This is a genomic window from Microbacterium sp. sgz311019 (assembly GCF_056135325.1).
In genome coordinates, this window is sequence record NZ_JBWAXO010000010.1 from 62344 (window position 1) to 77403 (window position 15060).

Consider the following 15060-nt stretch of genomic DNA (forward strand, 5'->3'; position numbering starts at 1 on the left):
AGATTCAGTATAGGATGTATTAGCCTCCCCAGCCCGTGGTGCTCGCCACCGCGAATCGAGGGCGGCGCGTGACGACGCGGAAGGCCGACGATGGATGACGTGAACCGGGAACGGGGAGTGCTGGCCGGCGTGCGCGTCGCCGACTTCTCACGGGTCCTCGCCGGCCCGTACGCCACCATGACCCTCGCCGACTTCGGTGCCGACGTCGTGAAGATCGAACCGCCGGCCGGCGACGACACGCGGCACTGGCATCCGCCCGTCGACGCGGACGGCATGGCGACCTACTTCGCGAGCGTCAACCGCAACAAGCGGTCTGTGCGCCTCGATCTGGCGACGGATGCGGGCCGCGCCGAGGCGTGGCGCCTCGCGAGCACCGCCGATGTCGTCGTCGAGAACTTCCGCCCCGGCGTCATGGATCGCTTCGGCCTGGGCTACGAGACCGTGGCCGCCTCGAACGCGGGTGTGGTGTACGCATCCATCACGGGCTTCGGGGCCGGCCCCGGCGCCGCGCTCGCGGGCTACGACCTGCTCGTGCAGGCGGTCGGCGGGCTGATGTCGATCACCGGAGACCCCGAGGGCGCACCGGCCAAGGCGGGCGTCGCACTGGTCGACGTCCTGTGCGGCCTCAACGCCGTGTCCGGCATCCTGCTCGCCCTGCGCGAGCGCGACCGCACGGGGCGCGGCCAGCACGTCGAGGTGAACCTGCTGCACAGCCTCCTCTCGGCCCTGACGAACCAGGCCGCCTCGACGCTCGCCACGGGTGCCGCCCCCCGACGCCTGGGCAACGCGCATCCCTCGATCTCGCCGTACGCGGTGTACCGTGCGGCCGATCGCGACCTCGTCATCGCGGTCGGCAACGACAAGCAGTTCGCCGCTCTCGCCGGGGTGCTCGGCATCCCGTCGCTCGCCGTCGACGCGCGTTTCGCCGCGAATGCCGACCGCGTCGCTCACCGCGCGGAGCTGACGGCGGAGCTCGAGCGGGCGCTCGCGGGGGCATCCGCCGCCGACTGGGTCGGCCGGCTCACCGCCGCCGGCGTGCCGTCGGGTCTCGTCAACGACATCGGCGAAGCCATCGCCCTCGCCGACCGTCTCGGCCTCGACCCGGTCGTCGCGCTCGGCGCGAGCCGCACGATCTCGAGCCCGATCGGGCTCGCCGGCACCCCCGCCGCCTACCTGACCCCGCCGCCGTCGCTCGACCGCGACGCCGGCGCCGATTGGCTCCCGAGAGAGGACCCGACATGACGATCGCACAGGTCGCGAACCCCCGCATCGACCAGGTGTTCGACTTCGACGCGCTGCTCACAGATGAGGAGCGGGCCTGGCAGCAGAAGGCGCGGGCCTTCGCGCAGAACCGCATCCTGCCGGTCATCGAGGAGGACTTCGAGAACCGCCACTTCCGCCGCGAGCTGATCCCGCAGCTCGGCGAGGCGGGTTTCCTCGGCATGCACATCACGGGCTACGGATGCGCCGGTGCCGGCGCCGTCTCGTACGGCCTGGTGTGCCTCGAGCTAGAGGCCGCCGACAGTGGCTGGCGCACGTTCGTGTCGGTCCAGGGCTCGCTGGCGATGAGCGCCATCGCGAAGTACGGGTCCGAGGAGCAGAAGGAGGCCTGGCTGCCCGGGATGGCCGCGGGGGAGCTGGTGGGATGCTTCGCCCTGACCGAGCCGCAGGGCGGAAGCGACCCGGCCGCGATGACGACGACGGCCCGCCGCGACGGCGACGGGTGGGTGATCGACGGCGCGAAGCGCTGGATCGGCCTCGCCTCGCTCGCCGACGTCGCCGTGGTCTGGGCGCGCGTCGACGACCCGCAGTTCGGGGAGGGCGGCAGGGCGGTGCGGGGCTTCCTCGTCCCGACCCGGACGCCCGGCTTCACGGCCACCCCGATCTCGGGCAAGCTGTCGATGCGGGCGTCGGTGCAGTGCGACATCGCGCTCGACGGCGTGCGGGTGGGGGCGGATGACATTCTGCCCGGCGCCGAGGGGCTGTCCGGTCCGTTCGGCTGCCTCAACGAGGCGCGCTACGGCATCGTCTGGGGAGCCATGGGCGCTGCGCGCTCGTGCCTCGAGGTCGCCCTCGAGCGCTCGATCACGCGTGAGGTCTTCGGCAAGCCGATCGGGGCCAACCAGCTCACGCAGGCCAAACTCGCCGACATGCTGCTCGAGGTGGAGAAGGGGATGCTGCTGGCCCTCCACCTCGGCCGACTCAAGGAGCGCGGCGCCCTCACGCCGGCCCAGATCTCGGTGGGCAAGCTCAACAGCGTGCGCGAGGCCCTGAAGATCGCGCACGAGGCGCGGACGATCCTCGGCGGCGACGGCATCACCGGCGACTTCCCGGTCATGCGCCATGCCGCGAATCTCGAGTCGGTGCGCACGTACGAAGGCACCGACGAGATCCACCAGCTCGTCCTCGGCCGGGCGATGACCGGACTGAGCGCGTTCTGATGGCGGGCGTCGACGAGGCCGTGCGCGCGGCCGCGGCATCCGGATTCTCCGACTCCTCGCGGGCCGACCGCGCGTCGTGGCTGCGCGCGCTCGCGGCCGCCCTCGCGGCGGACGCAGCCGAGCTGGTGGCGCTCGCCCACCGCGAGACGCATCTGTCCGAGGCGCGCCTGTCGGGAGAGGTCGTGCGCACGGCGACGCAGCTCCGGTTCTTCGCCGACGTCTGCGCCGAGGGCTCCTACCTGGAGGCCACGATCGACGCGTCCGACCCCTCGACGATCCCGCCGCGCCCCGACCTGCGCCGCATGCTGCGCCCGATCGGCGTGGTCGCGGTCTTCACCGCGTCGAACTTCCCCTTCGCCTTCTCGGTGCTGGGCAACGACACCGCGTCGGCACTGGCCGCCGGATGTCCCGTCGTGGTCAAGGCGCATCCGGGCCACCCTGAACTGTCGCGCCGCGTCGCCGCTCTGGCACGGACGGCGCTGACGGATGCGGGCGCCCCCGCGGACGCCCTCGTGCTCGTCGAGGGGGTCGAGGCGGGCGTCGAGCTCATCCGTCATCCGCTCGTGCGCGCGGTGGGCTTCACCGGATCGACGCGCGGCGGCCGGGCGCTGTTCGACATCGCGGTCTCGCGGCCCGATCCGATCCCGTTCTACGGCGAGCTCGGGTCGGTGAATCCGGTCGTCATCACGCCGCTGGCCGCGAAAGCGGACGCCGTCGGGCTGGCTGCCGGCCTCGCCGGCTCGTTCACGCGAGACGGCGGCCAGTACTGCACCAAGCCCGGCATCGTGTTCGTCCCGGGCGGCACGGGGTTCGAAGACGCTCTAGCCTCCGCCGTGGCGGAGGCTCAGTCGCAGCGGCTGCTCACCGACGGGATGACCACCGCCTTCGCCGACGGCACATCCGCCCTCGCGGGTCGAGGCGACGTCGAGGCGATCGTCGCTCCGCGCGTCGCGGCGCCGGAATCCGCGCCCATCGTCCTCGGCGTGACTGCGGCAGCGTTCGCCGCGGACCCGGAGACGTTCCAGAACGAGCACTTCGGGCCGCTGACCCTCCTCGTCCGGTACGACGACCCGGCACCCGGCGGCGACCTCGACCGCGCCCTGGGGCTGCTCGAAGGCAGCCTCACCGGCACGGTGCGGCACGCCGCATCCGATGATCCCGGGCTGCTCGACCGACTGACGCGCGCGCTGTCGCGGGTGGCCGGGCGTGTGCTCTACGACGGCTGGCCGACGGGTGTGGCGATCGCGTGGGGCCAGCATCACGGGGGTCCGTGGCCGGCCTCGACGGCGTCGGTGCACACGTCGGTGGGTGCGACCGCGATCCGACGCTTCCTCACTCCCGTCGCGTATCAGGATGCACCGCAGGCCGTGCTGCCGGCGGAGCTGCGCGACGGCAATCCGCTCGGCATCCCGCGCCGCGAGGACGGCGCGCTGATCGTCTGACGTCCCCCGGCGCCGGGTGCTGTGCGCCGCGTGTTCGGTGTTCTCCCTCCGCAGGAAACGGCGAAGGCCCGGATGCGACGGCATCCAGGCCTTCGTCCGAGCTGCTACTTGATGAAGCGGAAGTTGATCGGGTAGCGGTACGAGCCGCCGGCATTCACACGGACGCCGCCCATGATCGACCAGACGATGTTCAGCACCCAGAGGGCGAACGGCAGTAGGCCGACGAGGAACGTCAGTGCGCCCAGGCCGGATGCCCAGAGGACGCTATTGATGATGTTGACGACGATGATGAGCGCGACGTAGATGATGGTGAAGGTGATCTGCCAGTTCAGCGCCTCCTTCGCCTCGACGTTGGTGCGAGGACCGCGATCCTTCAGGATGAGCCAGATCAGCAGGGACGGCAGGAAGCCGACGATTCCGCCGATGTTGGCCCACATGGCCGCTTGACGGTCGGCCTCGGGGGAGAGCGGGGCGGCGGCACCCGGCGCGTACTGGGGCGGCTGCTGGTACTGCGGCGGTTGCTGGTACTGCGGCGGCTGCTGGTACCGGGGCGGCTGCTGGTACTGGGGAGGCTGCTGGGCTCCGGCGGGCGGCGGTGTGTACGGCGCCTGCTGGGCAGGCTGAGGCTGAGGCTGGGCGGGGGGCGGGGTGTTCGGGTCTCCGGGCACGGCCGCATTCGGGTCGCTCATGAGAGGTGCCTTTCTGATCTGGATGTGACTCGGGGAGACTGCTCGCGCACAGCCGATGGCCGAGGCTGATCGATACGGTAGTCGTGCGCCTCCGGCGGCCGCAACGATCGCCGGCGTGCGCCGTACATCGGTTAAGAGGGTGGGAGTCGCTCATGGATACACAGCAGCGCAGGGTCGGCGCATCCGGCCTCCTCGTCTCGGCCGCCGGACTCGGCTGCAACAACTTCGGCCGTGCGGGCACGCGCACCGAGACGCTGGAGGGCACGCGCGAGGTGCTCGAGGCCGCCATCGACGCTGGGGTCACGTTCCTCGACACGGCGGACATGTACGGCAAGGAGTTCGGGCTCTCCGAGACGCTCATGGGCGAGGCCCTGCGCGGTCGTCGCGACGAGGTCGTCATCGCCACGAAGTTCGGCCACTCCGCGGTGGGTCCGGCGACGCTCGGCGGCGGCAAGGCGTCGCGCACCTACATCCGTCGCGCGGTGGAAGCATCGCTGCGGCGCCTGCAGACGGACTGGATCGACCTGTACCAGCTGCACACGCCGGATCCGGCCACCCCGATCGACGAGACGCTGGATGCGCTGACCGATCTCGTCCGCGAGGGCAAGGTGCGATACATCGGGCACTCGAACTTCGCCGGTTGGCAGATCGCCGAGGCTCACTTCACCGCTCGGCTGCGCAACGACGTGCCGTTCGTCTCGGCCCAGAACGAGTACAGCCTGCTTCGACGGTCGGCGGAGAACGAGGTCCTGCCCGCGGTCGAGCGCTTCAGGCTCGGCTTCTTCCCGTTCTTCCCGCTCTTCAACGGCCTGCTCACGGGCAAGTTCAGCCGCGCGGGCGGCCCCGACTCGAGCCGCATCATGCGCCAGCGCCCGCACCTGTGGCGCGACGCGCCCTGGGATGCGCTCGAGGCGTATCAGGCGTTCTGCGACGAACGCGGCATCACGATGCTCGAGGCCACGTACGGATGGATGCTGACGCGCCCCGCGGTCGCGAGCGTCATCGCCGGGGCCACGAGCGCCGAGCAGGTGCGGGCGAATGCCGCGGCATCCTCCGCCTGGACGCCGAGCGCGGACGACCTCGCCGCGATCGACGGGTTCTTCCCGGCGCCCGCGACGGCGTGATCCCGTCGCCCTCCCGAGGCGGCGGAGGCGTCGTCCGCCGCAGGCGAACATGATCTGATTGCGGAGTGAGTGCTCACTCATCTAAAGTCGACCCGTGATCGACGTATCCACCGAGAACGAGTCGGGGGCGGAGGCCGCTGCGCGCACGCGCGCGCAGCCGATGGCGCCCGACGACCGCAGACGGATGATCGCCGAGCGAGCGGTGCCGCTCTTCCTCGAGCACGGCGCCGCGCTGACGACCCGGCAGCTCGCCGATGAGCTCGGGATCGCCGAGGGGACGATCTTCCGCGCCTTCGGCGACAAGGACTCGCTCGTACGGGCGGCCGTGCAGACCTTCATGGAGCAGTCGCAGGCGCGCATGGCGGACGGGCTGGTGGATCCGAATCTGCCGCTCGAGGAGAAGGTGGCGCTCCTCGTGCACGGCACGCGGGTATGGATGCAGAGCATGTTCCGGATGGTGGCCCTCGTGCCGCGCGAGGACATCCCGCAGATCATGCATCGACCGCACGACAACGAATACCGGACGGCCATCGCTGCGGCCTTCGAGCGCGACGCCGATCGCCTGACGATCCCGGTCGACCGACTCGCCGCCGTCATGAGCATCGCCGGCGTCGCGGCGAACGCACGCCGATTCGGCGATGCGCAGGGCCTCACGGACGAGGAGCTCGTCCACTTCATCCTCTACGGCATCGCGGGCGAGCCCCGCGACGACGCTGACAGCGGAAGGGACTGACATGCTGGGCAAGCTGCTCGTTCGTTATCTGAAGCCCGCGTGGGCGCTCATCATCGGCGTGGTGGTGTTCCAGCTCGCCCAGTCGATCGCCTCGCTGTGGCTCCCCACGCTGCAGGCGGACATCATCAACACCGGCGTGCTGAAGGGCGACATCCCGTACATCTGGCGCACCGGCGGCGTGATGCTCATGGTCTCGGTCGGGCAGATCATCTGCGCGATCATCGCCGTCTACTTCGGCTCGCGCCTCGCGATGGGGATGGGCCGCGACCTCCGCGGCGACCTGTTCCACCGCGTGGTCGGGTTCTCACAGCGGGAGGTCGGCCAGTTCGGTGCGCCGTCGCTCATCACCCGCAACACGAACGACGTCCAGCAGGTGCAGATGCTCGTGCAGATGTCGGCGACGGTCATGGTGGCGGCTCCCATGCTGGCGATCGGCGGCATGATCTTCGCGATCAGGGAGGATCCGGGGCTGTCCTGGCTGATGCTCGTGGCCGTCCCGGTGCTCCTGATCATCGTGTCGCTCATCGTGACGCGCATGGTCCCCGCGTTCCGGTCGATGCAGGTCAAGATCGACCGCGTCAACCAGGTCATGCGCGAGCAGCTGACCGGCATCCGCGTCGTCCGCGCCTTCGTCCGCGAAGACCACGAGCGCGATCGCTTCGAGACTGCGAGCGGCGAGGTGCGCGACACCGGGTGGCGCGCAGGCAACTACATGGCGCTGATGTTCCCCTCGGTCATGCTCGTCCTGAACGTCTCGAGCGTTGCGGTGATCTGGTTCGGGGCGTTCCAGGTGCAGGACGGCACGACGCAGATCGGCACGATCATCGCGTTCCTGAGCTACATGATGCAGATCCTCATGGGCGTGATGATGGCGACCTTCATGTTCGTCATGATCCCGCGCGCCGCGGTCTGCGCGAACCGCATCGGCGAGGTCCTCGAGACGGATGCGTCGGTCGCAGCGCCCGCCGAGCCCTCGGACGCGCCGGTTCCTGCGGGCCGCGTCGTCTTCGACCACGTCGACTTCGCGTACCCGGGTGCCGACGAGGCCGTGCTGCACGACATCACGTTCGCGGTCGAGCCGGGAACGACGACGGCGATCATCGGGTCGACGGGAGCGGGCAAGAGCACCCTCGTCGGGCTGATCCCGCGTCTGTTCGACGTCACGTCGGGCAGCGTCACGATCGACGGGGTGGATGTGCGCGAGTACGACCCCGACGAGCTGTGGGAGCGCATCGGGCTCGTCCCGCAGCGGGCATTCCTCTTCTCCGGTTCGGTGGCATCCAACCTTCGCTACGGCGACAGCGGGGCCACGGACGACGACCTGTGGCGCGCGCTCCAGCTCGCTCAGGCCGACGACTTCGTCAGTGCGATGCCCGACGGGCTCGGAGGCTCGATCGCCCAGGGCGGCACGAACGTCTCCGGCGGGCAGCGGCAGCGGCTCGCGATCGCGCGGGCGCTCGTCAAACGTCCGGAGATCTACATCTTCGACGACTCGTTCTCCGCCCTCGATCTGGCGACGGATGCGGCTCTGCGCCGCGCCCTCGACACGCATCTCCCCGATGCGACGCAGATCGTGGTGGCGCAGAGGGTGTCCACCATCCAGCACGCCGATCAGATCATCGTGCTCGACCACGGCCGCATCGTTGGCCTCGGCACGCACGACGAACTGGTCGAGACGAATGTCACCTATCGCGAGATCGTCGAATCGCAGCTCTCGGTGGAGGCGGCAGCATGAGCAGCACACAGCAGGCGGAGCAGCGCCGCGGACCGATGGGCGGTGGACGCGGACCCTTCGGCGGGATGGGCCAGCCGGTCCAGAAGGCGCAGAACTTCGGGCCCAGCGCCAGGCGGCTCCTCGGCACGCTCAAGCCCGACGCGGCGCTCCTTGTGGTGGTGGTGCTGCTCGGCGTGGTCAGCGTCGCCTTGAACGTCATGGGGCCGAAGCTCCTGGGTGCGGCGACCAACGTCGTCGTCGCCGGATTCGCATCGATGCAGTTCGCGAACGTGCCCCCGGGCACGACGCAGCAGCAGATCATCGACGGTCTTCGCGCGACGGGCCACGCGCAGCAGGCGGACCTGCTGTCCGGCATGACCTTCACGCCGGGCGCCGGCATCGACTTCCAGCAGCTCGCGATGATCCTGACCGGCGTGCTCGCGCTATACGTCTTCGCGAGCCTGTTCGCATACCTCCAGGCGCGCCTGCTCAACGGAATCGTCCAGCGCGGAATGCACCGCCTGCGCACACAGGTCGAGGACAAGGTCCACCGTCTGCCTCTCTCGTACTACGACAGCGTTCAGCGCGGCGAGCTCCTGAGCCGCGTCACCAACGACGTCGACAACATCGGCCAGTCGCTGCAGCAGACGATCTCGCAGGTGGTCATCTCCCTGCTCACGGTCGTCGGCGTCATGATCATGATGTTCACCATCTCGCCGCTGCTCGCCGTCATCGCGCTCGTTACCATCCCGCTCACGCTCCTCGTGACCGTGCTGGTCGCGCGCCGCTCCCAGAAGCTGTTCATCGCGCAGTGGAAGGCCACAGGCACGCTCAACGCCCGCGTCGAGGAGACCTACTCCGGCCACTCCATCGTCAAGGTCTTCGGCCATCAGAAGGAGGTCGAGGAGGACTTCCGCGGCGAGAACGAGGCGGTCTACACGGCCAGCTTCGGAGCGCAGTTCGTGTCGGGCATCATCATGCCCGCCATGCAGTTCATCGGGAACCTCGTGTACGTCGCCATCGCCGTGGTCGGCGGCATCCAGGTCGCGAACGGCGTGATCTCGATCGGCGACGTGCAGGCCTTCATCCAGTACTCGCGCCAGTTCACCCAGCCGCTCGCCCAGCTCGGCTCGATGATGAACCTTCTGCAGTCCGGTGTCGCGAGTGCCGAGCGCGTGTTCGAGCTGCTCGACGAGAAGGACGAGACGCCCGAGCCGGAGTCGGCCGAGACAGCGGGGGACGACGCATCCACCCTCGAATTCGACGCCGTCGACTTCCGATACGTCGCGGACAAGCCGCTGATCCACGACCTCAACCTCAGGGCCGAGCCGGGCAGCACGGTCGCGATCGTCGGTCCCACCGGCGCCGGCAAGACGACGCTCGTGAACCTCATCATGCGCTTCTACGACGTCGACACCGGCACGATCGCGCTGGACGGCGTCGACACGCGACGGATGACGCGGGCCGATCTGCGGGCGCGCACCGGCATGGTGCTGCAGGACACGTGGCTCTTCTCCGGCACGATCCGCGAGAACATCGCGTACGGCCGGCCCGACGCCACCGAGGAGGAGATCGTGCAGGCGGCGACCGCCGCATACGTCGACCGGTTCGTCCATGCCCTGCCCGACGGCTACGACACCCTGCTGGATGACGAGGCCTCGAACCTGTCGATGGGGGAGCGTCAGCTCATCACGATCGCGCGCGCGTTCCTCGCCGATCCCCGCATCCTGATCCTCGACGAGGCGACGTCGTCGGTCGACACGCGCACCGAGCTGCTCATCCAGCGGGCGATGTCGCGACTGCGTGCGGACCGCACCTCGTTCGTCATCGCACACCGGCTGTCGACGATTCGCGATGCGCATCTCATCCTCGTCATGGAGGACGGCGGCATCGTCGAGCAGGGCGATCACGAACAGCTGCTGGCGGCGAAGGGCGCCTACTGGCGCCTGTACAACGCGCAGTTCGAGGGTGCCGCCGAGGAGGAGGACGACACCGTCCCCGCCGGCGTGTCCGCTGCACGTCCCGCTGGCGCGCCCGCTGTGGGCGGTGCATAGGCGTTCTACTAGGATGTGAGGCACCGTCCGCGCGCGGTACCGCGCGTGTGATCGGTCGAGGGGAGGTCGTGTGCCCGACGTGACGACGGAGGTCCGGACCGTCCCGCTGGCAGATGGAGAGCTGCACCTGTCGTGGGCCGCGGCCACCGATACGGGTCTGCGGCGCGAGATCAACCAGGATGCGGTGATGACGGTGTTTCCGCTGTTCGTCGTGGCCGACGGCATGGGCGGGCACATCGGCGGCGAGATCGCGAGCTCCCGCACCGTCGAGCGTCTGCGCGCCGTCGCCGAGACCGGCGACGTCACGGCTCAGACGATCGAGGCCGCGCTCGAGAAGGCCGTCGAAGACATCGCCGCCCACCCCGGCGCGACCGATGACGGCACCGGCACGACCGTCACCGGCGTCTTCCTCGACACCGCCGCCGGCGACCCCCATTGGGTCACGCTGAACATCGGCGACTCCCGCGTCTACCTCGTTCGCGACGACGACCTCATCCAGATCACGACGGACCACTCCGTCGTGCAGGAGCTCGTCGCCGCCGGCCGGCTCAGTCCCGAGGAGGCCGAGCACCACCCCTACGGCAACGTCATCACGCGTGCCGTCGGGCCGAGCGATGGCGTCATCCCGGACTACGTGCGCCTCGACCTCGTCGACGGCGACCGCTTCGTCGTGTGCTCGGACGGGCTCACCAAGGAGCTCACGGACTACGGCATCCAGCACTTCCTCTCCGAGAACGCCGACCCCGCCAAGGCCGTCGACGCGATGCTCGCCGCCGCGCTCGAGAACGGCGGCCGCGACAACATCACGATCATCGTCCTGAACGTCCAGGTCTCCTCCACAGAGGACTCCGCCGAGTAGTCCTCCCCGGGCCGGACGTGGCGCGGCCGATCGCGGCGAACGCCGCGCTGGACTGGGGCGATGCGCCCGATCGCCGTCGACCCCTCCTCGCCGCTGACCCTGCCCGCCCCCGCTGAGCCGGCACGCCGAGCGCCCGTGCCGCTTCTCGCCTCAGTCGTCCCGGTCGTCGGTGCGGCGGCGCTCGCGCTCGTCACCGGGTCGTACGCGATGCTCTGGTTCGCCGCTCTCGGCCCGCTCATCGCCGTCGCCACACTGGCGGACGGTGCGCGGGCCGCGCGGCGCGATCGCCGGCGCGCAGAGCGTCAGGCGGCGGCTGCGCGTGAGCGCGTCGGGGATGAGATCGCGCATCGTCACGACGCCGAGCGCGCGGCGCTTCAGAGCAGGCATCCGGATGCCGGGGCCCTGTGCTTCACCGACGCCGGTGTGTGGCGACCCGTCCCGGGCAGGCGCGACGCGATCGTCGTCGGCAGGGGAGTGCAGACGAGCGCGCTCCGTGTGACGGGTGGCGGCGACGGGGCCGCGGACGCGGAGCTGCGCTCCCGAGCGATGCGGCTGGACGGGGCTCCGGTCACCGTGCCGCTGACCGACGGGGTCGCGGTGGTCGGGCCCGAGCCGCTCGCCGAGGCCGTCCTGCGGGCCCTGCTGCTGCAGCTCTGCCTCAACCGGTCGCCCGATGAGCTGCGCATCCTTCCCGGCGCCTACGACGACCGACCGTGGGTTCGCGACCTGCCGCATGCGGCCTCGCGCTCGACGGACACCCCGAGCGTCGCCATGTGCGGCCCGGGCGCATCGTCGCCCGGGTCGGCGGACGTCATCCTGGCCCGCGTGATCCCCGGCGAGCACGTTCCCCCGCGATGCGGGGCCGTGCTCACCCTGACGGGCCCGACGAAGGCGACTCTGCAGCACGCGGGGGAGTCGCAGACCGTCGAGGTGGAGGCGGTGGCCCTCGCCCAGGCGCAGGCTGTCGCGCGAGCGCTCGCCGCCCGCGCGGGCACGGTTGGGGGCGGCGACGGACTTGTGATGCTGGCGGATCTGCTTCCCGCCGGAGCGCGACCTGCCGCTGCGCGCGGATCGCTCACCGCGGTCATCGGCCGCAGCGATCGGTCTCCTCTCACGGTCGACCTCGTCGGCGACGGCCCGCATGCCGTCGTCGCCGGAATGACGGGGTCGGGCAAGAGCGAGCTCCTCGTCACCTGGGTCACGTCCCTGGCGGCGGCCCATCCGCCGGGCGAGCTCACGTTCCTGCTCGTCGACTTCAAGGGCGGCACCGCGTTCGACCCTCTGCGCGTGCTCCCGCACGTCGCCGGCATCATCACGGACCTCGACGAGGCCGGTGCCCGGCGGGCGGTCGAGAGCCTGCGCGCGGAGCTCCGTCGCCGGGAGGCCGCCCTCGCGGCGGCCGGCGTGCGCGACATCCGCGACGAGCGCGGCGACCTCGCCCGCCTCGTCATCGTGGTGGACGAGTTCGCAGCCCTGCTCGGCATGCATCCGGATCTGCACGCCGTGTTCACGGATGTCGCAGCCCGCGGACGAGCGCTCGGGATGCACCTGATCCTCGGAACGCAGCGCGCCTCGGGCGTGGTACGCGATGCGCTGCTCGCGAACTGCCCGTTGCGGATCAGTCTGCGGGTGACGGATGCCGGGGACAGCCGTGCGGTCGTCGGCACCGACGCCGCGGCGGGCCTTCCGGGCGGGCCGGAGGCGCGCGGCCTCGCCCTCGTCCGCCGCGCCGGCGACCACGAGCCGCACCTCCTGCGTGTCGCGCTCACCGGCACCGAGCTGATCGCCGAGGTGGGCGAGCGCTGCGCACCTGTGCCCGCCGTGCGCCGTCCGTGGCTGCCCGAGCTCAGCACGCGCATCGAACTCGTCGATCTCCTCGGCTCCGGTGACCCCGTCGAGGAGGGCGAGCTCGTCATCGGGCTCGCCGACGAGCCCGACCGCCAGCGCCAGCCGCGCGTCGTCCTCGGTGCACGCGAGCGAGGGCTCGTCGTCACCGGTGCCGCGGGCACCGGGCGCTCCACGGCCCTGCGGACCCTCGCGGCGCAGGTCGCCGCCGACCGCCTTCTCATCGTGCCGAGCGACCCCGAAGGCGCATGGGACACCGTCGAGCGGGCAGAACACGCTCCGGCGAGCACGGTGGTCGCCGTGGACGACCTCGATGCGCTCATCGGGCGCTACCCTCTCGAGCACGCGCAGGTGATCGCCGAGCGGCTGGAGCGCGTCGCCCGCGGAGCGGGCGACGCGGGCGTGCGGCTCGTGGTCGGCCTTCAGCGGACGACCGGGGCGAGCGCGCGCATCGCCGAGCTGATCCCGCGGCGGCTGCTCCTCGCATCCGCGACCCGCTCGGATCACCTGGCCGCAGGAGGCAGCCCGGAGCTGTGGCGACGAGACCTCCCGCCCGGCCGGGGCGAGCTCGACGGCCGAGCGGTGCAGGTCGCGCTGGTGGACGGGGCCCCGGTTCCGGCACCCGCGGCCGTCCCCCGGTGGCTGCCCTCGGACGGTGTCACCGGGCTGGTCGTCCGGGCCGGCACGACGCTGCCGTCAGCCCTCGACGATCATCGGGTCGTCGATGTGCGATCGGTGGCCGAGCCGACCGAGCTCCGTGAGGCTCTGCGCACGGTCGTCGTCGGCGATCCCGAGGCGTGGCAGCGCGGATGGCGGGTGCTGGACACGGTGCGCGAGGGCGGCGAGCTGCTGATCGACGCGGCGTGCGGGCCCGACTACCGCGCCCTCACGGGCGACCGCGAGCTGCCGCCGTACTGCACGCCGGGAGCAGGCCGGGGGTGGCTGATCCGGCCCGGGACGCGGTCGGTCCGCGTGCAGTGGATGCCCGCCGGGCGATGAGCGAGGGCCCCGGGAGCCCCGAGGCCCTCGCACTCTTGTGTCGATCAGGCGATCGCGTCTTCCAGCGAGCCGAGCTCGAGTCCGTGCGCCGTGGCCACACCCGCGTTGACGACGGAGCCTCCGACGACGTTGAGGCCTCCGGCCAGCGCCGCGTCCGCCCGCAGCGCGTCCTTCCATCCGCGGCGCGCGATCTGCCGGATGTACGGCAGCGTCGCGTTGGTCAGCGCCGAGGTCGACGTGTTGGGAACGGCGCCCGGCATGTTCGCGACGCAGTAGAACACCGACCCGTGCACGATGAAGGTCGGGTCGTCGTGCGTCGTCGGGTGCGTGTCCGCGAAGCAGCCGCCCTGGTCGACGGCGATGTCGACGAGCACCGAGCCGGGACGCATCCGCGCCACCATGTCGTTGGTGACGAGCTTCGGCGCCTTCGCTCCCGGGATGAGCACCGAGCCGATGACGAGGTCCGCATCCACGACCGCCCGGTCAAGGTCGAGGGGGTTGGATGCGGCGGTCTTGATACGGCCCTGGAAGTGGTCGTCGAGGAACCGCAGGCGCTGGATGTTCGTGTCGAAGATCGTGACGTCGGCGCCCATGCCGGCGGCGATCACGGCGGAGTTCGCGCCGGCGACGCCGCCGCCGATGACCGTGACCCGAGCCGGGCGGGTTCCGGGGACGCCCGACATGAGCAGGCCGAGGCCGCCGGCGGAGCGCATCAGGGTCGACGCGCCCACCATGGGCGCGAGGCGCCCCGCGACCTCGCTCATCGGGGCGAGCAGCGGCAGACCGCCGCCCGCGAGCTGAACGGTCTCGTATGCGATCGCGGTGACGCCGTCCTCGAGCAGCCGATCGGTGAGCGGCCGGTCGGCGGCCAGGTGCAGGTAGGTGAAGATCACCAGGTCGTCGCGGAAGTACCCGTACTCCGACGCGATCGGCTCCTTGACCTTCAGCAGCAGCTCGGCGCGGGCCCAGACCTCTGCCGGGTCGTCGACGAGCGTCGCGCCCGCCGCCAGGTATTCGTCATCCGGCATGGATGATCCGATCCCGGCACCCGACTGCACGATGACCTCGTGGCCTGCCGACACCAGGTCGTGGACTCCCGCGGGTGTCAGCGCGACACGGTACTCGTTGTTCTTGACCTCGGTGGGGACGCTGATCCTCAT

General features: G+C 70.9%; 11 protein-coding genes. 9 read left to right on the plus strand and 2 right to left on the minus strand.

The window, feature by feature from the left end:
- Window positions 1-90: 90 nt before the first annotated feature.
- From AC0NZN_RS15640 to AC0NZN_RS15650, 3 genes are read left to right on the plus strand one after another with little or no spacing between them, the layout of a single operon-like run.
- On the plus strand, window positions 91-1242 hold the full coding sequence (locus tag AC0NZN_RS15640) for a CaiB/BaiF CoA transferase family protein (RefSeq protein WP_474593245.1): 1152 nt from the start codon (window positions 91-93) through the stop codon (window positions 1240-1242).
- On the plus strand, window positions 1239-2441 hold the full coding sequence (locus AC0NZN_RS15645; protein ID WP_474593246.1) for an acyl-CoA dehydrogenase family protein: 1203 nt from the start codon (window positions 1239-1241) through the stop codon (window positions 2439-2441). The genes AC0NZN_RS15640 and AC0NZN_RS15645 overlap by 4 nt, the downstream gene beginning before the upstream one ends.
- Window positions 2441-3883, plus strand: a complete 1443-nt coding sequence (locus AC0NZN_RS15650) for an aldehyde dehydrogenase (NADP(+)) (RefSeq protein WP_474593247.1) — start codon at window positions 2441-2443, stop codon at window positions 3881-3883. Before AC0NZN_RS15645 ends, AC0NZN_RS15650 begins: the two co-directional genes overlap by 1 nt.
- 104 nt (window positions 3884-3987) lie before the next feature.
- Here AC0NZN_RS15650 and AC0NZN_RS15655 read toward each other — a convergent pair whose 3' ends face one another.
- The gene (locus AC0NZN_RS15655; RefSeq protein ID WP_474593248.1) at window positions 3988-4572 is read right to left on the minus strand and encodes a DUF4870 domain-containing protein; all 585 of its coding nucleotides are present in this window, start codon (window positions 4570-4572) and stop codon (window positions 3988-3990) included.
- A 152-nt stretch (window positions 4573-4724) separates the two neighbouring features.
- Here AC0NZN_RS15655 and AC0NZN_RS15660 point away from each other — a divergent pair, with 152 nt between their 5' ends.
- The 6 genes from AC0NZN_RS15660 (at window position 4725) to AC0NZN_RS15685 (ending at window position 13900) form a co-directional block, all read left to right on the plus strand.
- Window positions 4725-5696, plus strand: a complete 972-nt coding sequence (locus tag AC0NZN_RS15660; protein ID WP_474593249.1) for an aldo/keto reductase — start codon at window positions 4725-4727, stop codon at window positions 5694-5696.
- A gap of 94 nt (window positions 5697-5790) precedes the next feature.
- Complete coding sequence (locus tag AC0NZN_RS15665) at window positions 5791-6429, plus strand: TetR/AcrR family transcriptional regulator (RefSeq protein WP_474593250.1); 639 nt, start codon at window positions 5791-5793, stop codon at window positions 6427-6429.
- Window position 6430: 1 nt separating this feature from the next.
- On the plus strand, window positions 6431-8164 hold the full coding sequence (locus AC0NZN_RS15670) for an ABC transporter ATP-binding protein (protein WP_474593251.1): 1734 nt from the start codon (window positions 6431-6433) through the stop codon (window positions 8162-8164).
- Window positions 8161-10197 (plus strand): ABC transporter ATP-binding protein, encoded by a 2037-nt coding sequence (locus AC0NZN_RS15675; protein ID WP_474593252.1) that lies wholly within the window; start codon window positions 8161-8163, stop codon window positions 10195-10197. Before AC0NZN_RS15670 ends, AC0NZN_RS15675 begins: the two co-directional genes overlap by 4 nt.
- A gap of 70 nt (window positions 10198-10267) precedes the next feature.
- Window positions 10268-11056 carry a PP2C family protein-serine/threonine phosphatase gene (locus AC0NZN_RS15680; RefSeq protein ID WP_474593253.1) on the plus strand — a complete coding sequence of 263 codons (789 nt, stop codon included), beginning with the start codon at window positions 10268-10270 and terminating at the stop codon, window positions 11054-11056.
- 60 nt (window positions 11057-11116) lie between these two features.
- Window positions 11117-13900, plus strand: a complete 2784-nt coding sequence (locus tag AC0NZN_RS15685; protein ID WP_474593254.1) for an FtsK/SpoIIIE domain-containing protein — start codon at window positions 11117-11119, stop codon at window positions 13898-13900.
- 44 nt (window positions 13901-13944) lie between these two features.
- Here the strand turns inward: AC0NZN_RS15685 and ald are convergent, their stop codons facing one another.
- Complete coding sequence (gene ald / locus AC0NZN_RS15690; RefSeq protein ID WP_474593255.1) at window positions 13945-15060, minus strand: alanine dehydrogenase; 1116 nt, start codon at window positions 15058-15060, stop codon at window positions 13945-13947.

What these genes read in the sequence shown, in the direction of transcription:
- AC0NZN_RS15655 (WP_474593248.1), bottom strand. Translation starts at nt 4,572, where the DNA reads ATGAGCGACCCGAATGCGGCCGTGCCCGGAGACCCGAACACCCCGCCC.
- AC0NZN_RS15660 (WP_474593249.1), top strand. Translation starts at nt 4,725, where the DNA reads ATGGATACACAGCAGCGCAGGGTCGGCGCATCCGGCCTCCTCGTCTCG.
- AC0NZN_RS15650 (WP_474593247.1), top strand. Translation starts at nt 2,441, where the DNA reads ATGGCGGGCGTCGACGAGGCCGTGCGCGCGGCCGCGGCATCCGGATTC.
- ald (WP_474593255.1), bottom strand. Translation starts at nt 15,060, where the DNA reads ATGAGGATCAGCGTCCCCACCGAGGTCAAGAACAACGAGTACCGTGTC.
- AC0NZN_RS15670 (WP_474593251.1), top strand. Translation starts at nt 6,431, where the DNA reads ATGCTGGGCAAGCTGCTCGTTCGTTATCTGAAGCCCGCGTGGGCGCTC.
- AC0NZN_RS15685 (WP_474593254.1), top strand. Translation starts at nt 11,117, where the DNA reads ATGCGCCCGATCGCCGTCGACCCCTCCTCGCCGCTGACCCTGCCCGCC.
- AC0NZN_RS15675 (WP_474593252.1), top strand. Translation starts at nt 8,161, where the DNA reads ATGAGCAGCACACAGCAGGCGGAGCAGCGCCGCGGACCGATGGGCGGT.
- AC0NZN_RS15640 (WP_474593245.1), top strand. Translation starts at nt 91, where the DNA reads ATGGATGACGTGAACCGGGAACGGGGAGTGCTGGCCGGCGTGCGCGTC.
- AC0NZN_RS15645 (WP_474593246.1), top strand. Translation starts at nt 1,239, where the DNA reads ATGACGATCGCACAGGTCGCGAACCCCCGCATCGACCAGGTGTTCGAC.